At 71.4% G+C, this 21,546-nt stretch carries 16 protein-coding genes and 1 tRNA gene; 10 read left to right on the forward strand and 7 right to left on the reverse strand.

Annotated elements, in window-relative coordinates:
• Positions 1 to 149 precede the first annotated feature (149 nt).
• Together ACFY8U_RS32485 and ACFY8U_RS32490 are read right to left on the reverse strand one after the other, a co-directional pair.
• Positions 150 to 2,723 (reverse strand): ABC transporter permease, encoded by a 2,574-nt coding sequence (locus tag ACFY8U_RS32485; protein WP_389575779.1) that lies wholly within the window; start codon positions 2,721 to 2,723, stop codon positions 150 to 152.
• A complete protein-coding gene (locus ACFY8U_RS32490) occupies positions 2,720 to 3,508 on the reverse strand; it encodes an ABC transporter ATP-binding protein (RefSeq protein WP_389575780.1) in 789 nt (262 codons plus the stop codon). Before ACFY8U_RS32490 ends, ACFY8U_RS32485 begins: the two co-directional genes overlap by 4 nt.
• Positions 3,509 to 3,855: 347 nt before the next feature.
• Here ACFY8U_RS32490 and ACFY8U_RS32495 point away from each other — a divergent pair, with 347 nt between their 5' ends.
• On the forward strand, positions 3,856 to 5,475 hold the full coding sequence (locus ACFY8U_RS32495; RefSeq protein WP_389575981.1) for an MFS transporter: 1,620 nt from the start codon (positions 3,856 to 3,858) through the stop codon (positions 5,473 to 5,475).
• On the opposite strand, the gene ACFY8U_RS32500 is transcribed toward ACFY8U_RS32495, so the two are convergent.
• The 3 genes from ACFY8U_RS32500 to ACFY8U_RS32510 form a co-directional block, all read right to left on the reverse strand.
• Positions 5,463 to 6,419, reverse strand: coding sequence for a cellulose-binding protein (locus ACFY8U_RS32500; protein ID WP_389575781.1), 957 nt, complete (start codon positions 6,417 to 6,419; stop codon positions 5,463 to 5,465). The genes ACFY8U_RS32495 and ACFY8U_RS32500 overlap by 13 nt on opposite strands.
• A gap of 106 nt (positions 6,420 to 6,525) precedes the next feature.
• Entirely contained in the window at positions 6,526 to 9,279 is a 2,754-nt protein-coding gene (locus tag ACFY8U_RS32505; protein ID WP_389575782.1) for an SUKH-4 family immunity protein, read from the reverse strand.
• A 7-nt stretch (positions 9,280 to 9,286) separates the two neighbouring features.
• Positions 9,287 to 10,279: an SMI1/KNR4 family protein gene (locus tag ACFY8U_RS32510; protein WP_389575783.1), complete on the reverse strand. Its 993-nt coding sequence runs from the start codon at positions 10,277 to 10,279 to the stop codon at positions 9,287 to 9,289.
• A 244-nt stretch (positions 10,280 to 10,523) separates the two neighbouring features.
• Between ACFY8U_RS32510 and ACFY8U_RS32515 the strand changes: the two genes are divergently transcribed.
• Both ACFY8U_RS32515 and ACFY8U_RS32520 read left to right on the forward strand, forming a co-directional pair.
• Positions 10,524 to 11,033, forward strand: a complete 510-nt coding sequence (locus ACFY8U_RS32515; protein WP_389575784.1) for a YwqJ-related putative deaminase — start codon at positions 10,524 to 10,526, stop codon at positions 11,031 to 11,033.
• 10 nt (positions 11,034 to 11,043) lie between these two features.
• Positions 11,044 to 11,535 (forward strand): SUKH-3 domain-containing protein, encoded by a 492-nt coding sequence (locus ACFY8U_RS32520; RefSeq protein ID WP_361601041.1) that lies wholly within the window; start codon positions 11,044 to 11,046, stop codon positions 11,533 to 11,535.
• A 52-nt stretch (positions 11,536 to 11,587) separates the two neighbouring features.
• On the opposite strand, the gene ACFY8U_RS32525 is transcribed toward ACFY8U_RS32520, so the two are convergent.
• Positions 11,588 to 12,916, reverse strand: coding sequence for a sensor histidine kinase (locus ACFY8U_RS32525; protein WP_389575785.1), 1,329 nt, complete (start codon positions 12,914 to 12,916; stop codon positions 11,588 to 11,590).
• A gap of 197 nt (positions 12,917 to 13,113) precedes the next feature.
• On the opposite strand from ACFY8U_RS32525, the gene ACFY8U_RS32530 reads away from it, so the two are divergent.
• The 7 genes from ACFY8U_RS32530 to ACFY8U_RS32560 all read left to right on the forward strand — a co-directional run bounded on the left by ACFY8U_RS32530 (position 13,114) and on the right by ACFY8U_RS32560 (position 18,719).
• A tRNA-Gln gene (locus tag ACFY8U_RS32530) sits at positions 13,114 to 13,185 on the forward strand.
• A gap of 109 nt (positions 13,186 to 13,294) precedes the next feature.
• Positions 13,295 to 14,743 (forward strand): bifunctional UDP-N-acetylglucosamine diphosphorylase/glucosamine-1-phosphate N-acetyltransferase GlmU, encoded by a 1,449-nt coding sequence (glmU, locus tag ACFY8U_RS32535; protein WP_389575786.1) that lies wholly within the window; start codon positions 13,295 to 13,297, stop codon positions 14,741 to 14,743.
• A gap of 121 nt (positions 14,744 to 14,864) precedes the next feature.
• Positions 14,865 to 15,839, forward strand: a complete 975-nt coding sequence (locus ACFY8U_RS32540) for a ribose-phosphate diphosphokinase (protein WP_361438549.1) — start codon at positions 14,865 to 14,867, stop codon at positions 15,837 to 15,839.
• Positions 15,840 to 16,093: 254 nt separating this feature from the next.
• Positions 16,094 to 16,696 (forward strand): 50S ribosomal protein L25/general stress protein Ctc, encoded by a 603-nt coding sequence (locus ACFY8U_RS32545; protein ID WP_389575787.1) that lies wholly within the window; start codon positions 16,094 to 16,096, stop codon positions 16,694 to 16,696.
• Positions 16,697 to 16,822: 126 nt separating this feature from the next.
• Positions 16,823 to 17,419: an aminoacyl-tRNA hydrolase gene (gene pth, locus ACFY8U_RS32550; protein ID WP_361438545.1), complete on the forward strand. Its 597-nt coding sequence runs from the start codon at positions 16,823 to 16,825 to the stop codon at positions 17,417 to 17,419.
• A 39-nt stretch (positions 17,420 to 17,458) separates the two neighbouring features.
• Positions 17,459 to 17,902 (forward strand): hypothetical protein, encoded by a 444-nt coding sequence (locus ACFY8U_RS32555; protein WP_389575788.1) that lies wholly within the window; start codon positions 17,459 to 17,461, stop codon positions 17,900 to 17,902.
• 97 nt (positions 17,903 to 17,999) lie between these two features.
• Positions 18,000 to 18,719: an LPXTG cell wall anchor domain-containing protein gene (locus tag ACFY8U_RS32560; RefSeq protein ID WP_389575789.1), complete on the forward strand. Its 720-nt coding sequence runs from the start codon at positions 18,000 to 18,002 to the stop codon at positions 18,717 to 18,719.
• Positions 18,720 to 18,786: 67 nt separating this feature from the next.
• Here the strand turns inward: ACFY8U_RS32560 and ppc are convergent, their stop codons facing one another.
• Positions 18,787 to 21,516, reverse strand: a complete 2,730-nt coding sequence (gene ppc, locus ACFY8U_RS32565) for a phosphoenolpyruvate carboxylase (RefSeq protein ID WP_389575790.1) — start codon at positions 21,514 to 21,516, stop codon at positions 18,787 to 18,789.
• Between the last annotated feature and the right edge of the window lie 30 nt (positions 21,517 to 21,546).

Here is a 21,546-nt window from a genome sequence, read left to right on the forward strand (position 1 = left end):
CCCGCTCCACGACGAGCCGGTCCCGGCCCTGCGAAAGCTCCACGACGCGCCGGTCCCAGCCCGGCGGACACGGGACGGCCCCGGTGGACCGGAGACCGGTCCACCGGGGCCGTACAGCCCGTGGGGGCACCCCCGTAACCCCCTGGGAGCTACTCGGTCGCGATCGCGTTCAGGACGTTCATCCGGCCGGCCCTGAACGCCGGGACCAGCGCCGCGAACAGGCCCACGAACGCCGAGCCGACGAAGACCGTCAGGATCGTCGGCCACGGGATCTCCAGGACCCCGAGGCCCTCCAGGGCCAGCAGCTTCTGGGCCGCCGTGCCCCAGCCCATGCCCAGGGCGAGACCGAGCAGCGCGCCGAAGAGGGCGATGACCACCGACTCCAGGCGGATCATGCGGCGCAGCTGGCGGCGCGAGAGGCCGATCGCCCGCATCAGGCCGATCTCCCGCGTCCGCTCGACCACCGACAGCGCGAGCGTGTTCACCACACCGAGCACCGCCACGATGATCGCCAGCGCCAGCAGGCCGTACACGATGTTGAGCAGCTGGCCGACCTGGTCCTTCAGGTCCTGCTTGTAGTCGGCCTGGTTCTGCACCTTGTACTGCGGGTAGGCGGCGAGCGAGTCCTTGAGGGCCGCGTACGCCTCCGTCTCCTTGCCGTCCTCGGCCGTCGCGAACATGATCATGCTCTGCGGCTGCTTGTCGGCGGGCAGGAACCGCTCCATGGTGGTGATGTTCGTGTACATCACGCCCTTGTCGACGTTGTTCTCGTCCGACGTGATCGCCGCGACCTTCAGCTTCGCGGTGTCGCCGCCCTTGAAGGCGACGGTCAGCTCGTCGCCGACCTTCACGCCGTGCTCCGTGGCGTAGTCGCTGCCCACCGACATCGCGTCCGCCCCGTACGCGGCGGCCAGCTCGCCCGCCGTCGTGTCGCGCCGCAGATCCTCCGCGTACGACGGCTCCGCCGCGACGAGGCCCTTGTCCACCGGCTTGCCGGCCGGGTCGGTGATCGTCGCCTCGACCCAGGTGTACTCGGTCACGTGGTCGAGGCCGGGCGTCTTCTCCAGAGCGGCCTGGGCCTGCGGCATGATCGGCTGACCGTTGGCGGACTGCACGATGAAGTCCGCGCCGACCGAACGGTCCAGCTCCTCCGTCGCCGAGGCCACCATCGACGAGCCGACCACCGACAGACAGGCCACCAGCGCGAGCCCGATCATCAGCGCGGCGCCGGTCGCTCCCGTACGGCGCGGGTTGCGCAGCGCGTTGCGCTCGGCCATCCGTCCGACCGGGCCGAAGACCCGCAGGACGACGACGCCCAGGGCCCGGACGACACCGCCCGCGAGCAGCGGTCCGACGACGATGAAGCCGATGAGGGAGAGGACGATGCCGAGGCCGAGCCAGAGGGAGCCGGCCGAGGCCTTCTCGGCCTGGGTCGCGGTCCACAGCGCGGCGGCGCCGCCGAGCGTGAGGAGCAGGCCGACCGCGCCCCGCACGAGGCCGGCCTTGCCGTCGGCCGGGGTGCCGGCGTCGCGCAGGGCGGCCATCGGGGAGACCTTGCCGGCCCGGCGGGCCGGGATGTACGCGGCGAGGACGGTGACGACGATGCCGAGGAGGAGACCGACGGCGGGCGTCGTCCACTTCACGGTCAGGTCCTCGGTGGACAGCTCCATGCCCATGGAGGACATGAGCTCCATCAGGCCGACGGCGAGTCCGACGCCGGCCGCGACACCGGCGATCGAACCCACGACACCGAGGAGGACCGCCTCGACGAGGACGGAACGGTTCACCTGCTTGCGGCTGGAGCCGATGGCCCGCATGAGGCCGATCTCGCGGGTGCGCTGGGCGACCAGCATCGAGAAGGTGTTGACGATGAGGAAGATGCCGACGAGGAAGGCGATCCCGGCGAAGCCGAGCATCGCGTACTTCATGACGTCGAGGAACCCGGCGACGTCCTCGCGGCCCGCGTCGGCGACCTCGGCCGCCGTCTGGAGCGTGTAGTCGCCGCCGACCGCGGCGACGATGTTGCTCTTCAGCTTCTCGTCGCTGACCCCGGGCGCGGCGTCGGCCGTGATCTGGGTGAACAGACCTTCCTTGCCGAGGAGTTCACGCTGCGCGGTGGCGGTGTCGAAGTAGACGACGGTGGCACCGGGGTTGGTGACCTTGAACTCGACGATGCCGGAGATCTTCGCCGTGAAGTCGCCGGTGACGGCGATGGTGCGCAGCTCGTCGCCGATCTTCAGCTTGTGCTTCTCGGCGGTGCCGGCGTCGACCATCACGTCGGTGGGGCCGCGCGGCTCATGGCCGGAGGCGACGTCCACCGAACGCAGCTCGTTGGCGCTCCAGTTGGCGGCGATCGTCGGGGCGCCGCTGGTGGGTCCGACGTTCTTGTCACGGGAGTCGACGACGGTCACGCTCAGGGAGATGACCGAGCCCTGGGCGGCCTTGACGCCCTCCGCCTTGCGGACCTGCTCCACGAGGGAGGCCGGCAGGGTCTCGGGCCGGCCGGACTGCGGGGTCTCGTCGTCGACCGCCGCGTCCTTGGGGCTCAGCGTGACGTCCGAGGCGGTCGAGGCGAAGAGCTTGTCGAAGGTGGTGTTCATGGTGTCCGTGAACACCAGAGTGCCGCTCACGAACGCCACGGAGAGCAGGACGGCGACGGCGGAGAGCGCCATCCGGCCCTTGTGCGCGAAGAAGTTGCGCAGGGAGGACTTGAGGACGGTCATGACGTCCGTCCACGGGCGTCGAAGTCCTTCATGCGGTCGAGGACGGCGTCGGCTGTGGGCCGGAACATCTCGTCGACGATCCGGCCGTCCGCGAGGTAGAGCACACGGTCGGCATAGCTGGCCGCGACCGGGTCGTGGGTGACCATCACGATGGTCTGGCCGAGCTCGTCCACGGACTGCCGCAGGAACCCGAGGACTTCGGCGCCGGCACGGGAGTCGAGGTTTCCGGTCGGCTCGTCACCGAAGATGATCTCCGGCCGGGCGGCCAGCGCGCGGGCCACGGCGACACGCTGCTGCTGACCGCCGGAGAGCTGCGTGGGCCGGTGCCCGAGACGGTCGGCGAGACCGACGGTCGACACGACCCGGTCGAGCCACTGCTTGTCGGGCTTGCGGCCCGCGATGTCCATCGGCAGCGTGATGTTCTCGAGCGCGTTGAGGGTCGGCAGCAGGTTGAACGCCTGGAAGATGAAACCGATCCGGTCGCGCCGCAGCTGCGTCAGCCGCTTGTCCTTCAGCCCGGTGATCTCGGTGTCGTCCAGGAAGATCTGGCCGCTGGTGACGGTGTCGAGCCCGGCGAGGCAGTGCATCAGCGTCGACTTGCCGGAGCCCGAGGGGCCCATGATCGCGGTGAACTGCCCACGGGCGATGTCCACGTCGACATGGTCGAGCGCGACGACCCGGGTCTCGCCGGTTCCGTACGCCTTGACGACCTGCCGCGCCTGCGCGACCACAGCCGTCCTCCCCCCGGTCTCCCCGTGCTGGGGAATGGTCACAGCCGAAGTCACGGTATGTCTCCTATGTCTGGGACGGATCCGACTCGTGTCCGAGTCTGCGAGAAGGAGGGCGGAGGATCACTGGTGCTGGGCGCACTCTTCGCCCTGGGGTTATCCGTAAGAACAAGCTAAAGACGAAGAGGCCCGTTCTCCTCCTCCGCCGGGACGAACGGCCCCTGCCCTCTATGGGGGAGGGACCCCTAGGGGTTCTCCGCCCACGGTTCGAGTGGGAGGCTAGGCCGACGGAATTAGATGTACGACCCATCGGATGGAGGGCCGGAGTGTCACGGACGACGACGCGGCAGGCCGCAGCAACGGCGACGACTCCGCGCGGGCGCGGGCCGGTCGTCGCGGCGCTGATGCTCGGCATGGCCCTCGCCGCGCTCGACGGCACGGTCGTCTCCACCGCCGTACCGCAGATCGTCGGCGACCTCGGCGGTCTGTCCGTCTTCTCCTGGCTGTTCTCCGGCTATCTGCTCGCCGTCACGGTCACCCTGCCGGTGTACGGGAAGCTCTGCGACACCTTCGGCCGCAAGCCGGTCCTGATCGCGGGAACGATCCTCTTCCTCATCGGCTCACTGCTGTGCGCCATGGCCTGGAGCATGGGCTCGCTCATCGCCTTCCGCATCGTGCAGGGCCTCGGCGGCGGCGCGCTCCAGGGCACGATCCAGACGATCGCGGCGGACCTCTACCCGTTGAAGGAGCGCCCCAAGATCCAGGCGAAGCTCTCCTCCGTCTGGGCGACGGCCTCGGTCGCCGGCCCGGCGGCCGGGGGCCTCCTCGCCGGATACGCGGACTGGCGCTGGATCTTCCTGATCAACCTCCCGGTCGGCCTGGTGGCGCTGTGGCTCGTCGGCCGGTACCTGGTCGAGCCGGAACGGAAGTCGGTCGAGGCGGCGGCGGATTCGGCGGCGGCGGATTCGGCGGCGCCGGCGGACGGGCAGGTGGATCCGCGGGCGGCGGGCGGGGACGCGAGGGCGGCTGTGCCCGGGGACGCGGCGGCGCCGCGCAAGGCGCGGTGGTACCGGAAGGCGCATGCCGTACGGAAGGTGCCGGTCGTACGGAAGGTGCCCGCCGTACGGAAGGTGTCGGTCGACTGGGCGGGCGCGGTCACCATCTTCGCGACCGGGTCCCTCCTGCTCACCGCTCTCGTCCAGGGCGGCGTCGCCTGGCCCTGGCTCTCCGCGCCCTCCCTCGGCCTCTTCGCGGGGGCGCTCGCCCTCGCCGGAGTCACCGTCCTCGTCGAACGCCGGGCCGCCGACCCGATCATCCCCGGCTGGATCTGGCGACGCCGCACCATCTCCGCGGTGAACCTGGCTCTGGGCGCGCTCGGCCTGCTGATGGTCGCCCCGACGGTCTTCCTGCCCACCTACGCCCAGTCCGTGCTCGGCCTCGGCCCGATAGCCGCCGGCTTCGTGCTCTCCGCGATGACCCTCAGCTGGCCCGTCACCGCCGCCCTCTCCAACCGCGTCTACAACCGCATCGGCTTCCGCCAGACCGCCGTCATCGGCATCACCCTCGCCCTGCTGGTGCTGCTCGCCTTCCCCTTCCTCCCCTTCCCCGGTGAACCCTGGCAGCCCGCCCTGCTGATGCTTCTCCTCGGCGGCGCTCTCGGCCTCTTCCAGCTCCCGCTGATCGTCGGCGTCCAGTCGACCGTCCCGTACGAGGAGCGCGGCACGACCACCGCGTCCGTCCTCTTCTGCCGCCAGGTCGGCCAGAGCGTCGGCGCGGCCCTCTTCGGCGCGATCGCCAACGGCGTCCTCGCCTCCCGCCTGGGCACCGGCACCGACGTGGACAGCCTCGCGTACGCCCTGGGCCACGCCGACGACACCCTCCGCCGCGCGGTCGACGCGGCCGTCGACTACGTCTACCTCGGCGCGGCGGGCGCCGCCGCCCTCGCGCTGCTGGTCCTGCTCACCCTGGCCCCGCGCCGCTTCCCGGTCCTGACGGAGCACCAGGACCGGGGTCAGTCGGCCTGATCCCCGTCCTCTTTCCCCTCCGCTTCCCCGTCGTCCTCCTCCTCTGCCTCCCCGCCGCCGCCCTCGGCCGTACCGCCCGCCTCGTCGGCCCCGCGGCCCGTGAGCGAGGCGAGCGCGGCGCGGATGTGCTCCATGTGGGCGTGGATCTCCTCACGCGCCTCCTCGTGCTCCCGCAGCACGCGCTCCGTCTCGCGCTCGACGCGCTCCTGCCGGGACCGCGCCTCCGCCAGGAGCTCCGCCGCCTCCGCCTCCGCGTCCTCCTGGCCGTGCCGGGCCTCCTCCTCCGTACGCGCCAGCGCGCGTTCGGCCTCCGCGACCTCCGACCGCGCGGCCGCGACGAGCTCCTCGTGGTGGGCGTCCAGTTCGGCCGCCCGGGACGCCGCCGTCCGCTCGGCCTCCTCCCGCGCCGCCGCCTGCTCCACGCGCTGGGCCTCCAGCAGCGCCGCCGCCCTGCGGGCCCTGTCGTCGACCACCACCCGCGCCGCGGCCCGGCGCCCCGCCGCCTCCTCGCGCGCGGCGGAACGCAACGCCTCGGCCTCCGCGCGCGCCGTCTCCAGGGTCTCGGTTGCCGCGGTCTCCGCCTCCGCCAGCAGCGCGTCCGCGTACGCGCGGGCCGCCTCCGTCGCCGTACGCGCCGCCTCCTCCGCCGTCTCCGCGAGGGACTGCGCCTCGGCCTCCGCCGCACGTACGAGACTCTCGTCCTCGGCCTCCGCGAGCTCCAGGATCTTCCGCGCCCGCTCGCCGAGCGACTCGTACCGCTGCGGTTCCAGCGCCTCGATCTCCGCCCGCAGCCGGGCCGCCTCCTCCTCCATCTCCCTGGCGAGGACCGTCAGCCGGGCCGCCCGCTCCCATCCGGCGTCGCGTTCGCCGGAGAGCGCGGCGAGGTGACGGTCGACCTGCCGGGGGCGGTATCCGCGCCCTCGCGCGACCACGGCGAAACCCATTTCTGACGCTCCTTCCGTAATGGCTCAAATGCCAGGATGCGTCATCGGACACGACAAAAGGCGCCCGACGTGTCGTGCACGTCGGGCGCCTTCGGTCACGCGTGGTCTACAGCAGGCCGTCCCACATCTGCTCCAGGAGCACCGACCACCAATTCTCCGGCGACGCCAGCGCCGCCGGGTCCAGCATCGCCAGCTGCGCCTGGAAGTCGACCGTCCAGCGCCCCGCCTGCTCCGGGTTGAGCCCGAAGCGCAGTCGCCACATGCGCCCCAGCAGCGCCATCGAACGGGCGAACTCCGGCAGCCCGCTGTTCACGAACTGCGGCGCCACCGGCGCACCGCCCGGACCGGCCTCGACCGGTACGGCGACGATGTGCGCGGTCCCGTACTGAACGCAGAGCGCCCGCCCGAAGTCCGAGCCGATCACCAGGTACGAGCCCGCGTCCGACGCGGGCTGGATCTGACGCTGCGCCGCGAGCTCGGCCAGTGTCGGCACCACCGGCTGTGCCGGCTGCGCCCAGAAGAACGGACCGAAATCGGCCGGCAGACCCGCCCATACGAGGGTCAGCGCGACGACCTCCGGCACACCCTGCCGGGACACGGCCCGCTGGTCGAACCGGCAGATACCGGGCCCGAAGGCGCCCGCCATCTCCTGCGCGATCCCGTCCGGGGGAATCGGCGGAGCCGGCTGCACCTGCGGCAGCGGGGCACGCACCGGCGCCGGGCGCGCGGGGCCGTCCGCAACCTGGTGCAACTCGCCCTGATGGGTCAGGAGTTGACGCATGCCCTGCTGACGGCCCGCATGATCCTTGCCGTACGGCGCGATGTTGGTGATCCGGGCCTGCGGCCAGGTCTCCCGGATCATCCGCGCGCAGTAACCGCCCGGCAGCTCGCAGGACTCCAACTCCGTGTGCAGTTCGAGCACCTGCTGCGGCGGCACGTTCATGGCGCGCAGCTCGTGCAGGATCTGCCACTCCGGGTGCGGGGTGCCGGGGGCGGACCGCCGGATGATCTGCGCCTCGGAACCGTCGGGCGCGCGGTAGCGCAGCACGGCCTGGTAGCCGGGGCCGACGGTCGGCTGACCGGTGGGCTGCTGCGGGTACCCGTACGCCGGCGGGGCGCCGGGCACCGACGGCGGCGGCATCGGCGGAGCCGGCGGTCCACCCGGACCGGGCTGCGCCAGCATCGTCGCCGCGTGGTGCACCCCACCGGGCGGCGTCCCCGGACCACCGGGAGCACCCGGAGCACCGGGGGGCCCGGGCGGGGCGCCGGGCGCGCCGGGAGGGCCGGGCGGCGCGATGCCGCCCGGTCCGGGGTGAGCCAGCATCGTCGCCGCGTGCGCGACACCCGCACCGTCGGATCCGCCGGGCGCACCCGGCGGCGCGGGCGGAGGCGGCGGACCGCCGGGCCCGCCCTGACTCGGGTGCGCCAGCATGGTCGCGGCGTGGTGCACGGGCTGCGGAGGCGTCGGCGGAGAGGGAGGCCCGGGCGGCTGGGGCCCGTCGGGCCCGAGCTGCGACACCATCTGCGTCGGTACGTAACCCCCGGCGGGCACACCGGGAGCCCCCGGCGCCTGCGGCGGCGGAGGAGGATTCCCCCCACCCCCGCGCGTGGCACGCGGAGGCAGCGCGGCCTTGCTGGTCGCGGCGTCCGCGATGTCCCCGGCCCCGGGAGCCCGAGGCGCGGGAGGAGGCGTGGGCGCGCCGGGGACACCCGGCGGAGGCGTGGCACCGGGAGCACCCGGGGTGCCGGGAGCGCCGGGCGGCGGGGCAACGGCGGGACCACCGGCCGGCACGGACGCGCCGGGCATGCCAGGGGCACCGGGGGCTCCTGGCGCCGACGGCGCGGCGGGGCCACCGATCGAGCCGCCACCACCCGGGGCCGAAGGCGCACCCGTACCACCCTGACCGCCCATGGACGCCGGGCCGCGGGACGCGAACGGGTCGCCGGCGCCGGCCGGCGCCGGGGCGTTCGGGTCGAGGGCCCGGGCGATCGCCGTCGGAGGAAGCGCGCTGCCGCCCGACATCAGGGCCGTCGGAGCGTCCGCACCCACCACCGGGAGCGGCGTGTCCTCGTCGTCCGCGCCCGACAGCGGCGGCGCGAAGACCGTCGCGGGGAGCGGCACGGAACCGTCCGCGCCGCCCGAACTCGCGTTGGCGTCCGCCCACGGGCTGCTCGACGGCGCCTCCGCCGGAACCCCGTCCGAGGCCGTCGGCTCGTAGTCGACCGACCGCCCCTCCGACGCGTCCACGGAATCGGCGGCCGCACCCGAAGGCACCGCCCCCGAAGACACCGAACCGGAAGACACCGAACCGGAAGGCGCCGAACCAGAAGGCACCACATCGGAAGGCGCCGCATCGGAGGGCGCCGGACGGGGAGCCGGAACGTTCACCGGCTCGGCGGACGGCGAACCGTCACCCGTCGCCTCCGGCGTCGACGAACTCCCGCCCGCCTGAGACGCGTTCGGCCCCTTCGGCGGCAGCCCCAGCTTGTCCGCCGCGTCCTGCAGCCACTCCGGCGGGGTCAGCAGGAACGACGTCGCGTTCAGATCGACCCGCTCCGGCGGCGCGGGCGCCGTCGCGCCCGAGCCCGCCTCGTCGGCAACGGCTCCGTACTCCTCCTCGTACCGCCGGATCACCTCGCCCACCGGCAGCCCGGGCCACAACGTCGCCTCGCCGCTGTCCCGGGCGATCACCAGACGCTGCCGGCCGCCGTCCGAGATCGGGCCGCCCTCACGGTCCTCCGCCCACACGACGAAGCCGAGCCCGAACTCCCGTACCCGCACCTCCCGGTGCTGATACGCCGGCACATCACCGTTGATCCATTCCTCGGCGCGCTCCTGCGCCTGCGCGAACGTCACCACAGCCAGTTCACTCCCCCACCGGGACCACGGGCACAGCGCGCGCGAAGCCGCCGTCCACCATCAGGTTCGCCACCGTCTCCAACTCCGGCGGGTTGCCGGCCAGCCGCTGGAGGAACGCGTCGAAGTCCTCACCGCACGGGAGCAACAGTTGCTCCACGCGCTCACCCACACTCCACCCGGCCGTGTCATGGGAGTCCCGCGCGTCGTCGTACGCGCAGAACCACACCGTCCCGATCCGGTCGCCCTTCACCTTCACCGCCAGGATCCCGCCCTGGACGAAACCGACGCCCAGGTAGTCCTTGGTCAGATGGTCACGCAGACACTTGTTGGCGTAGACGAGGTCGTTGACCCCCGCCTCGTCGCGCACCGTGAAGAACGGCTGGTCCACCAGCAGACCCAGCTCCGCGTCCAGCGCCGCGCCCACCGGCGCGCAACCGCCCGCCGCCTTGAGGAAGGAGCGGTACGCGCCCGGCAGGCGGTATCCGAGGTCCTCCTCCACCCCGAGCAGTTGCTGCTCGGTCACCGACACCAGCCCCTTCGGCACCCCGAAGTGGGCCGGCCGGGTCTCCTGCAGCGGGCGCGTGCCCCGCTTGCCGTGATCGACGGCGGCCGTCGCGACCCCGCCGTGGTGACGCAGCAACGCCTTCACCTCGACCGGGACCAGCTCCATCCGCCGGCCGCCCGCCACGTGGTGCCAGGTCCAGCCGTGCGGCGTCGCGACCGAGGGGATCGTGTCCCACAGCTCGTGCCCCGTCGCGGCGAGCGCCGCGTTCGCCGACACGTAGTCCGTCAGCCGCAACTCGTCGACGCCGAAGCCCTCGGGCGGGTCGGCGATCTCCGCCGCCGCCCGGGCGTACGGCGAGAAGTCCGGATAGCCGTGTTCGTCCACCCGCACCCCTCTGGGGTGCCGGGAGGCGCGGACCGGGTCCGGGAAGTGCACGACCTGCCCGGCGTAAGCCGCGTTCGGCGGTGCGGCTTTCCCGAGCCGACCTGTCGTCATGGCGGTTGCCCCCTGCGCTGGCTGCTGGCTGATTCCGCACAGCCTATGCGCTGCCACAAGCCTGCCACCCGGCCCGATGCGTCCACCGCCACGGTCCGTGACCAACTGTCACGAGCGGATGACGCACCGGCGATAGTTCCGACACACCGACACCCCGTTTGTGTACCCCGCTTCCACATGAGGCGTCCCATTTGGCAGTCTGTTCCCGCAACTCGGGGGATTGCAGGAGGGGAAGACACGCACCATGTACGCAGCACCGACGCCCACGCAGGGTGACCCACGCCTCAACTGGAGCAGCACCGAGCCCACCCGCGCCCCGTTACTGCGCTTCCGCCGCGACGGCATCCTCCCCACCGTCGGCGCCGCGCTCTCCGTACGTGGCGAAACACTCACCTGCACTGCGGGCCGCGGAGACCGACCGCCCACCCTGCACCCACTCGTTCAGGACTTTCTGGACACCCTCAGCAGCGGCCAGCGCGAACGCTTCACCGGACGCTGCCCCGAGGCGATCCTGCTCTCCCGCCACCTCACCGCCACCGACGCGAGCCGCTCCAAGCGCGCCCAGCGCAAGGCACTCACCCACAGCGAGGCACGCCGCTCGCTCAAACACGCCAAACTGACCGCACGGCGCATCCGCGAGGACGGCGACCCGCTGCACGGCAGCTACGCCGCACCCTGCCGTTCCTGTACGGCGATGCTCGCGCACTTCGGTGTACGCACCGTGGACCCCACCTCGACTGTCGAGAACGGCTGACCGCACCTTCATGCCCGACCACCTGAGCACCACCCGGTTCCCGGTCAACGTCGACGCCGCCCTCCGCGAGGCGGGGTGGCAGCCGGGCCGCTGGGACATCAAGCTCGCCGAACAGTGGGCCGACGCCCTGCGCGCACACGTCTCACCGGCCGGCCACCGGCACAGCGTCTTCCCCGCGGCCGTGGAGGCGTGGGCCGAATTCGGCGGCCTGCGCGTCACCGCGCCGGGCGCGGGCCGCCAGATCGCCCCCGCGACCCTCCGCTTCGACCCGCTCGCCGGCCTGCACCTGGCCCGCACCCTGGCGGACCTCGGACGCGCGCTGGACACGGAGATCTCCCCCCTGGGAGAAGAGGTCGAACACCAGGCGGTCCTCGCCATCGACCTGGACGGCCGCGTCTACAGCCTGGACCACACGGGCGACTGGTTCCTGGGCCAGGACATCGACACGGCACTGGCGACGCTGATCACGGGGGTACAGCCGGGGCGGCTGGTGACGGGGTAGCCGCCGGATCGAGGATCGGATCCCGGACATCGGATCCAACCTCCCGGCCGGCCTACGACGCGGCCCGCTCCCCCACCGGCAGCACCGCCGACACCCGGAACCCGCCCCCGTCCGTCGGCCCCGACACGAACACACCACCCAGCCGCGTCACCCGCTCACGCATGCCCACCAGACCGTTCCCGCCGCTCGGAAGATGCGCGTCCGCCGCCTCCGCGTCCGAGGGGCCGTTCTCCACCTGCATGGCGACCTCCGCCTCGCGATGCGCGAGCCGGACGACGACCTTGGCGCCCGCCGCGTGCTTGTGCACATTGGTCAGCGCCTCCTGGACCACCCGGTACGCGGTCCGCTCGAGCTCCGCCGCATACGCCCGCGCCTCACCGAGCACCGTCAGTTCGACCACCGCACCCGCCTGACGGGACTGCTCGACCAGATCCTCCAGAGCGTCCAGACACGGCCCGTCCTCCGAAGCCGCCTCGGCCGCCGCGGCCGCAGCCCGCCCCACCGCGGCCAACGGGACCGGAGCCACGGAAGCACCCACGGCCGGACCCGCGTCCTCCCGCAGCACGCCCAGCATCTCGCGCAACTCCGTCAGCGCCTGCCGGCCCATGTCACCCACCAGCGCCGCGTTCTTCACCGCCTTCTGCGGATCCTTCAGCGCGACCGCCTGCAACGCCGCCGCGTGCACCACCATCAACGACACCCGATGCGCGACCACGTCGTGCATCTCCCGCGCGATCCGCGTCCGCTCCTCCTGCCGCGCCCACTGCGCCCGCTGCTCCGCCCGGTCCGCGAGCAGCGACAACTCCTGCTCCAGACTGTCCGCGCGCTCCCGCAGGCTCTCCATGAGCCGCCGCCGCGCCCCTATATAGAGCCCGAAGAGAACGGGGGGCGCGTTGAGACCCAGCGTCAGGAAGACCGCAAGGACCGGCACGTACCAGTCACTGGGCTGCTGGCCCGGATCGCCCTGGGTCACGTCCTGCCGTACCCGCACCACCGTCACGATGAAGACGGCGACCGACGACATGCCGGCGAGAGCGGCCGTGATCCGCCGGGGCACCTCGGAGGCGGCGAGCGAGTACAGCCCGACGATCCCCATCAGGTAGCCCATCTCGGCGGGCGTCACGGCGATCGAGACCAGAACGACGACGATCGGCCACCGCCGCCGTACGAGCAGCACGGAGCCGACCATCAGCCCGAACAGCACCCCCACGGGCACGGGCAGACCCGCCTTGTCGGCGAAGCCGACCCCTTCCAGCCCGCACTCCAGCGCGGACACCCCCGCCAGCCCGATGTCGAGCACCGCGCTGCGCCGTCTTCCCCACCACCACCGGCCACCGGGCGTCATGCCCGTCGCGTCCTGGTGTGCCCCCGTTGTGGTCATGCCCTCCAGCGTACGGGCGGGGGCGAATCATTTTCCGAAGTCCACGGGACACGGCGGCGACGCCCATCACGGGGCGCACGGAGGGCGGCCGGTCATCGAGCGCGGAGCTCTACCGTCGCATGGAGGGGGCTTGGTACGGCATAGTGTTGGGTGCCGATCCGACGGCCTGACCGAATGTCCGGTTTAGTTGGATATTATCCCCTGTGGTGTAATTGGCAGCACTGAGGCTTTTGGTGCCTTATGTCCGGGTTCGAGTCCTGGCGGGGGAGCTCCAGGTTTCGGGTTCCGGCCTCCAGCGTCGGGACCCGCACTCATTTCCGCTCCAGAACCCCCCGGTATCCTGCGGGTGTCCACCACCCGAAGCCGAAGGGCATTCCCGTGAGCGCCAACCGCCCGGCCGCCGTCGTCGTCCTCGCAGCGGGTGAGGGCACCCGCATGAAGTCGAAGACCCCCAAGGTCCTGCACGAAATCGCCGGACGTTCCCTTGTCGGGCACGTCGTGTCCGCCGCGCGTGAGCTGGAGCCCGAGCACCTCGTCGTGGTCGTCGGACACGCCCGTGAGAAGGTCACCGCGCACCTCGACGCGCACTACGCCGGTACCCGCACCGCCGTCCAGCACGAGCAGAACGGCACCGGTCACGCCGTCCGCATGGGTCTCGAGGAGCTGGGTCAGGCCCCCGAGGGCACCGTCGTCGTCGTGTGCGGCGACACCCCGCTGCTGTCCGGGGAGACCCTCAAGGCCCTCGCCTCCACCCACGCCGCCGACGGCAACGCCGTCACCGTGCTGACCGCCGAGGTTCCGGACTCCACCGGCTACGGGCGCATCGTCCGTGACGCCGCGTCGGGTGCCGTGACCGCGATCGTCGAGCACAAGGACGCGACCGACGAGCAGCGCGCCATCATGGAGATCAACTCCGGTGTCTTCGCCTTCGACGGCCGGCTGCTCGCCGATGCGCTGGGCAAGGTCCGGACGGACAACAGCCAGGGCGAGGAGTACCTCACCGACGTGCTGTCGATCCTCCGTGAGGCCGGTCACCGGGTGGGCGCGTCCGTCGCCGGTGACCACCGCGAGATCCTGGGGATCAACAACCGGGTGCAGCTGGCCGAGGCGCGTGCGCTCCTGAACCGGCGTCTCCTCGAGCGGGCGATGACCGCCGGTGTGACCGTCGTCGACCCGTCCTCCGTGTTCGTGGACGTCACGGTGACGTTCGAGCCGGATGCCGTCATCCACCCGGGTACGCAGCTGCTGGGCGCGACGCACATCGGCGAGGACGCCGAGGTCGGCCCGAACACGCGCCTGAAGGACACGACGGTCGGCAAGGGTGCCCGGGTGGACAACACGGTCGCCGACTCCGCCGTGATCGGCGAGAGCGCCTCCGTGGGGCCGTTCGCGTATCTCCGTCCGGGCACCAACCTCGGCCTGAAGGCCAAGGCGGGTACGTATGTGGAGATGAAGAACGCCACGATCGGCGAGGGTACGAAGGTCCCGCACCTCTCCTACGTGGGTGACGCCACGATCGGCGAGTACACGAACATCGGCGCGGCGAGCGTCTTCGTGAACTACGACGGTGAGGCGAAGCACCACACGACGATCGGGTCGCACTGCCGGACCGGGTCGGACAACATGTTTGTGGCACCCATCACGATCGGGGACGGTGCGTACACCGCCGCGGGGTCCGTCATCACGAAGGACGTACCGGCCGGTTCGCTCGCTGTCGCCCGTGGCCAGCAGCGGAATATCGAGGGTTGGGTGGCGCGGAAGCGGCCTGGTAGCGCTGCCGCGCAGGCTGCTCAGGCGGCTGTGGAGGAGCCCGCCGGCGAAAGCTGACCGGAAACGGGTACGTCGAACTCGGCGTACCGTGATACGTGCACATAAATTCGGCTGGCTCGCACACGCGCACGGGAGCGCTGTGGTCGCGACCAGAGGACACGTCTGAGGAGACAGTGCTGTGACCGGGATCAAGACGACCGGCGAGAAGAAGCTGATGCTCTTCTCCGGCCGCGCCCACCCCGAGCTGGCCGAGGAGGTCGCGCACCAGCTGGGTGTCGGTCTCGTGCCGACCAAGGCTTTCGACTTCGCGAACGGTGAGATCTACGTCCGTTTCCAGGAGTCGGCTCGTGGCGCGGATTGCTTCCTGATCCAGAGCCACACGGCTCCGATCAACAAGTGGATCATGGAGCAGCTGATCATGATCGATGCTCTGAAGCGGGCCTCCGCCCGGAGCATCACCGTGATCATCCCGTCGTACGGCTATGCCCGTCAGGACAAGAAGCACCGTGGCCGTGAGCCGATCTCGGCCCGTCTGGTCGCGGATCTGCTGAAGACGTCGGGTGCGGACCGTATTCTCACGGTCGACCTGCACACGGACCAGATCCAGGGCTTCTTCGACGGTCCGGTGGACCACCTGTCGGCCCTTCCGGTCCTGGCGGACTACGTGGGCAGCAAGGTCGACCGCACGAAGCTGACGATCGTGTCTCCGGACGCGGGTCGTGTGCGGGTCGCGGACCGCTGGTGCGACCGTCTGGACGCGCCGCTGGCGATCGTGCACAAGCGTCGTGACAAGGACGTCGCCAACCAGGTGACGGTCCACGAGGTCGTCGGTGACGTGAAGGGCCGGGTCTGTGTCCTGGTCGACGACATGGTGGACACGGGTGGCACGATCTGCGCCGCGGCGGACGCGCTGTTCGCGCACGGTGCGGAGGACGTCATCGTGACGGCGACGCACGGCATTCTTTCGGGGCCGGCCGCCGATCGTCTGAAGAACTCGAAGGTGAGCGAGTTCGTGTTCACGGACACGCTGCCGGTGCCGGGTTCGCTGGAGCTCGACAAGATCACGGTTCTGTCGATCGCGCCGACGATCGCGCGTGCGGTGCGTGAGGTGTTCGAGGACGGTTCGGTGACGAGCCTCTTCGAGGAGCACTGAGCGGCTCGCAGACCCTGAGCGAGGCCCGCTTCCCTTCCGGGAGGCGGGCCTTTCTCGTGCCCGCCGCGGCGTCGACGGGTGGCCCGGGTGATCCAATTGGGTGCGGCGGCGGGGGGCGAGTAGACTGCCGTAGTTGCTCGGCGAGGGAGGCCGTACCGGTGAGGTGCGGCGGTCCGTTATCGACGCGCTCTTCGTAGCAGGCCAGTCGTGGCCGGGTAGCCACACTGTTCCGTTTCTGCTTACGAGGAGTGCATATGTCCGAGGTGAAGATCTCCGCCGAGGTTCGTACCGAGTTCGGCAAGGGCGCCGCCCGCGCCGTCCGCCGCGAGAACAAGGTTCCCGGCGTTCTCTACGGTCACGGCACCGAGCCGGTCCACGTGACCCTTCCGGGCCACGAGCTGCTGCTCGCGCTGCGTACCCCGAACGTCCTGCTGGCCCTGGACGTCGACGGCAAGAGCGAGCTGGCGATCCCGAAGGCCGTCCAGCGTGACGCCATCAAGGGCTTCCTGGTCCACGTCGACCTGCTCCTCGTCAAGCGTGGCGAGAAGGTCACGGTCGAGATCCCGGTCCAGGCCGAGGGCGAGCTGGCCGCCGGTGGCAACCTGCTGGAGCACGTGCTGAACACGCTCTCCGTCGAGGCCGAGGCCACCCACATCCCCGAGGCCGTCACGGTCTCCGTCGAGGGCCTGGAGGCCGGTGCCTCCATCCTCGCCAAGGACATCGCGCTGCCGAAGGGCTCGACCCTGGTGACCGACGCCGACGCCGTCGTCCTGCAGGTCCTGGCCGCGCAGGCCGAGGAGCCGGCCGCCGAGGGTGAGGGCGAGGCCGCCGAGGGCGCCGAGGGCGCCGAGGCCTGAGCCGTAGGCTCTGCTTGACGCGGACGGGGTGGTGGGCTGCGGCCCGCCACCCCGTTCCTCTGTGCCCCTGCCGCACTGTTCCTTTGTTCCCCGCCCAGTAGTACGCAGACGAGGAGACGCCCCACGATGACGGACGACGCGAACGCCCCCTGGCTGATCGTCGGTCTCGGCAATCCGGGCCCTGAATACGCCGCGAACCGCCACAACGTGGGCTTCATGGTGGTGGACCTGCTCGCCGAGCGCATCGGCGGGAAGTTCAAGCGGGCGCAGAAGGCGCAGGCACAGGTGGTCGAGGGCCGGATGGGCCCTCCGGGGCCGGCCAACCGGCGGGTGATCCTCGCGAAGCCGATGTCGTACATGAATCTGTCGGGCGGCCCGGTGACGTCGCTGCGCGACTTCTACAAGGTGCCGACGGCGCACATCGTGGCGATCCATGACGAGCTGGACATCGATTACGGCGTACTGCGACTGAAGGTCGGTGGTGGTGACAACGGCCACAACGGTCTGAAGTCGATGACGAAGGCGATGGGCGCGGACTACCACCGGGTGCGGTTCGGTATCGGGCGTCCGCCGGGGCGGATGCAGGTCGCGGACTTCGTTCTGAAGGATTTCGCGTCGTCGGAGCGCAAGGAGCTCGACTATTTCGTGGACCGGGCGGCGGACTCCGTCGAGTGCCTGGTGGCGGAGGGTCTGGAGCGCGCGCAGTCGGCGTACAACTCCTGACCGTTGCCTCGTGGCGGTACGACTGTACGATCGCGGGTCATGATGCACGCCCGTAACGCCGCCATGGCCCTGGTCGCCCTGCTGCTCCTCGTCGCCGGAGCCTGGTCGTCGTGGGGCAGCGCGCAGCACGTCCTGCTCCCGAAGGGCCGTGAGCACGGCACGTTGACGGTGACCGGCTGCAACGACGAGACGTGCAGCGGCCGTTATGTTCCGGACGGTCCGCCGTCGCCGCATGCCACCTTGACCATCGCCCGCTCGGTCGCGGCCGAGAAGGGGCAGACGCTGCCCGTGGTGGTGAAGCCGGGGACCAGCGAGGCGGTGCGCGCGGGGTGGGGCGGCGGTCTGCACGCCTGGCTGCCGCTGGGCGGGGCGCTGCTGTTGGCGGCACCGCTGATAGGCGGCGGTCTTCGGCTGACGCGGACGGCGTGGTCGATGGCGGGCGCGGGTGGCGTGTTGCTGGTGGGGGCGTTCTTCGCTCTCTGATTGTTATCGGGTCACGGGTTAAAGGTGGCTTAAATGTGCCGCTAAGCTGCCTCCGCTGCCCCCCACGGCATCCCTCATCCCAGATGGACGACTGCACATGCGACGATCCCTCATTCCCGCAGGCGCGCTGGTCGCCGCCGTGGCGGGCTCTCTCGTCCTGGCTCCGGCGGCTTCCGCCCAAGGCAAGCACGGCGACAACGGCACGGTGAAGATCCACGACGCCAAGACCGGCGAGGAGCTCCGTAAGAACGAGCCCAAGGTCTGCGTCTTCTACCTCGACGCCTTCGGCTTCGACGCCGGTCAGAAGGTGACCTGGAAGATCAAGGCCTGGGCGAACAACGACCAGGACAAGGGCACCACGGTCAAGTCCGGTCTCATCACGCTCGACGCCGACGGTCACGAGCGCACCGAGGACATGACCCTCCCGAACGGCCAGTACAAGCTGTTCTGGAACTGGGAGGGCGAGAAGGGCGCGGCCAAGCACAAGGTCTTCAAGACCGACTGCCCCGCCGAGACCCCGGGCACCGAGACCCCGGGCACGTCCGAGACGCCCGGCACGGAGTCCCCGTCGGCCACCCCGACCGACTCGGAGACCCCCGGGACTCCGGGTACCTCCGAGACGCCCGGCGCCACGCCGTCCGCCACGGACTCGGCCTCGGCCGGTGCGACCCCGTCCGCGTCCACCGGCGGCTCCGGTGGTGACCTCGCCGAGACGGGCTCCAGCGTCCCCGTCGGCATCATCGCCGCCGTCGCCGTCGCCCTCGCGGGTGCCGGTTCCGTCCTGGTGATGCGTCGCCGCAAGGCCCAGCAGCACTGAGCACGGTGAAACGAAGTGCCCCCATCGGTCCTGCCGATGGGGGCACTTGTCGTTCACGGGGCAGGCGTCAGCCGGTGTTGCGCAGGCCTGCCGCCACGCCGTTCACCGTGAGCAGCAGGGCCCGGGCGAGCAGCGGGTCCGGGTCCTCGTCGCGCTCGGCGGCGGCGCGCTGACGGGCGAGGAGGGCGACCTGGAGGTAGGAGATCGGGTCCAGGTAGGCGTCGCGGATGGCGAAGGTCTGCTGGAGCACCGGGTTGGAGTCCAGCAGCTTCTGGCCGCCCGTCACCTTCAGGACCTCGGCGACGGTGAGCGCGTGCTCCTCCTCGATGGTGGCGAAGACGTGCTTGAGCTCGTCGGGGACGAGGGTGTCGACGTAGTGCCGGGCGATCCGCAGGTCCGTCTTGGCCAGTGTCATCTCGACGTTGGAGAGGAAGTTGCGGAAGAAGTGCCAGCGCTCGTACATCTCGCCGAGGACCGGGTCGAGGCCCGCTTCGCGGAGGGCCTTGAGGCCCGAGCCGACGCCGAACCAGCCGGGGACGATCTGGCGGGACTGGGTCCAGCCGAACACCCACGGGATGGCGCGGAGTCCGTCGAGGGAGACGCCGGAGCCGGGGCGGCGCGAGGGCCGTGAGCCCAGGTGCAGGTCGGCGAGCTGGTCGACGGGGGTGGAGGCGAGGAAGTACGCCGGCAGGCCGGGGTCCTCGACGAGCTTGCGGTAGGCGGTGTGGGCGGCCTCCGAGACGGTGTCCATGGCGGCGTCCCAGCGGGCCAGGGACTCGTCGGACTGGCGCGGCGCGGTGTGCAGGGCGGAGGCCTGCAGCGTGGCGGCGACGGTCAGTTCGAGGTTCTCGCGGGCCAGGGACGGGATGAGGTACTTGTCGGAGATGACCTCGCCCTGCTCGGTCACCTTGATCTCGCCCTCCAGCGTGCCCCAGGGCTGGGCGAGGATCGCGTCGTGCGAGGGGCCGCCGCCGCGGCCGACGGTGCCGCCGCGGCCGTGGAAGAGACGGAGCCGCACGCCGTACCGGTGGGCGACGTCGCGCAGCCGGCGCTGGGCGCGGTGGATCTCCCACTGGGAGGTGGTGATGCCGCCGAACTTGGAGGAGTCGGAGTAGCCGAGCATGACCTCCTGGACGTCGCCTCGGAGCGAGACGAGGCGGCGGTAGGAGGGGTCGGCGAGCATGTCGTTGAGGATGACGTCGGCGGCCTTGAGCTCGTCGGTGGTCTCCAGGAGCGGCACGATGCCGATCTTGGCCCAGCCGGCGTGCAGGTCGAGCAGTCCGGCCTCGCGGGCGAGGACGGTGGCGGCGAAGACGTCGTCGGCGCCCTGGCACATCGAGATGATGTACGACTCGATGACCTCGGGGCCGAAGCGCTCGAAGGCTTCCTTGATCGTGCCGAACACGCCGAGGGTCTTCTGTCCCGCGGCGTCCAGCGGGGCCGGCGTCGGGCCGAGCGGGCGGCGGGAGCGCAGCTCCTTGGCGAGCAGCTTCTGCCGGTAGTCGCGGGGCATGTCGGCGTACCGCCAGGACTCCTCGCCGAGCCGGTCGAAGAGCTGGCCGAGGGCGTGGTGGTGGGCGTCGGCGTGTTCGCGGACGTCCATGGTGGCGAGCTGGAGGCCGAAGGCGGACAGGGTACGGATGGTGCGGTCCATCCGGCCGTCGGCGAACAGGGCGCCGCGGTGCTCGCGCAGCGAGGTCTGGATCAGGGCGAGGTCGTGGACCAGCTCGGAGGTGCCGAGGTAGTCGCGGCCGTCCTGGTGCGGGGTGCCCTTGGCGAGGCGCTCGCGGGTGTTGACGAGCTTCTGCCGGATGCAGGTGGCCTTGAGCCGGTACGGCTCCTCGGCGTTGAGCCGCTTGTAGCGGGGGCTGATCTCCGGCAGGCCCTCCAGGTCGCGCTGGAGGGAGGTGAGGAGTTCCTCGGTGGCTCCGGCGTAGCGGATGGAGTTGGAGAGGAAGCCGCGCAGCTCGTCGATGAGTTCGAGGGCGTCGGTGATGCCGTGCTCGTGCTGGAGGATCAGCACGTCCCAGGTGACCTGGGGTGTGACGTTGGGGTTGCCGTCGCGGTCGCCGCCGATCCAGGTGCCGAAGGTCAGCGGGCGGGTGCCGGCGGGCAGCTCGACGCCGACGCGCTCCAGCTCGGCGGCGAGGTCCTCCAGGACGTCGCCGACGGCGCCGGCGTGCAGCTCGTCGAGGTAGTAGATGGCGTTACGGGCCTCGTCGGCGGGCTCGGGGCGGACGACCCGGAGCTCGTCGGTCTGCCAGATGAGGTCGATGTTCTCGGCGAGCCGCAGGTCGTGGCGGCGCCGGTCGGCCTCGATGACCGGGGTCTCCAGGAGGGCGGCGATCCGGCGCAGCTTGTTGAGGACCGAACGGCGGGCCGCCTCGGTCGGGTGCGCGGTGAAGACGGGCCGTACGTTGAGGTTCCGTACCGTGTCGCGGACGTGCTGCGGGTCGCCGTCCTTGAGCATGTCGGCGGTGCGGGCGAGCAGTCCGCCCTCGGCGGCGCGCTTCTCGCGCATCTCGCGGCCACGGTGGACCTGCTCGGTGACGTTCGCCAGGTGGAAGTACGTCGAGAAGGCGCGCACCAGCTTGGTCGCGGTCTCCAGGTCGGTCTCGCCGAGCAGCTCGGCGGCGGCCTCGGTGTCCTCGCGGGTGAGCCGGCGGACCTTCTCGACGAGGTCGAGAAGCTCGTGGCCTTCCTGGCGGACGAGCGTCTCGCCCAGCAGATCGCCCAGTCGGCGGATGTCGGAACGCAGCTCGGCGCTGGCGGTGGGGGTCTGGTCGGCACTGCTCACAGGTGCGGCTCCTTGCAGTGTTCGGGCACA

The sequence above is a fragment of the Streptomyces sp. NPDC012508 genome (assembly GCF_042902595.1).
In the GTDB taxonomy this organism is placed as follows: Bacteria; Actinomycetota; Actinomycetes; order Streptomycetales; family Streptomycetaceae; genus Streptomyces.

Bases quoted from the DNA above. Each gene is read 5' to 3' on its own strand.
- ACFY8U_RS32485 (WP_389575779.1), bottom strand. From the start codon at position 2,723: ATGACCGTCCTCAAGTCCTCCCTGCGCAACTTCTTCGCGCACAAGGGC.
- ACFY8U_RS32495 (WP_389575981.1), top strand. From the start codon at position 3,856: ATGCTCGGCATGGCCCTCGCCGCGCTCGACGGCACGGTCGTCTCCACC.
- ACFY8U_RS32500 (WP_389575781.1), bottom strand. From the start codon at position 6,419: ATGGGTTTCGCCGTGGTCGCGCGAGGGCGCGGATACCGCCCCCGGCAG.
- ACFY8U_RS32510 (WP_389575783.1), bottom strand. From the start codon at position 10,279: ATGACGACAGGTCGGCTCGGGAAAGCCGCACCGCCGAACGCGGCTTAC.
- ACFY8U_RS32515 (WP_389575784.1), top strand. From the start codon at position 10,524: ATGTACGCAGCACCGACGCCCACGCAGGGTGACCCACGCCTCAACTGG.
- ACFY8U_RS32520 (WP_361601041.1), top strand. From the start codon at position 11,044: ATGCCCGACCACCTGAGCACCACCCGGTTCCCGGTCAACGTCGACGCC.
- ACFY8U_RS32525 (WP_389575785.1), bottom strand. From the start codon at position 12,916: ATGACCACAACGGGGGCACACCAGGACGCGACGGGCATGACGCCCGGT.
- ACFY8U_RS32545 (WP_389575787.1), top strand. From the start codon at position 16,094: ATGTCCGAGGTGAAGATCTCCGCCGAGGTTCGTACCGAGTTCGGCAAG.
- pth (WP_361438545.1), top strand. From the start codon at position 16,823: ATGACGGACGACGCGAACGCCCCCTGGCTGATCGTCGGTCTCGGCAAT.
- ACFY8U_RS32555 (WP_389575788.1), top strand. From the start codon at position 17,459: ATGATGCACGCCCGTAACGCCGCCATGGCCCTGGTCGCCCTGCTGCTC.
- ACFY8U_RS32560 (WP_389575789.1), top strand. From the start codon at position 18,000: ATGCGACGATCCCTCATTCCCGCAGGCGCGCTGGTCGCCGCCGTGGCG.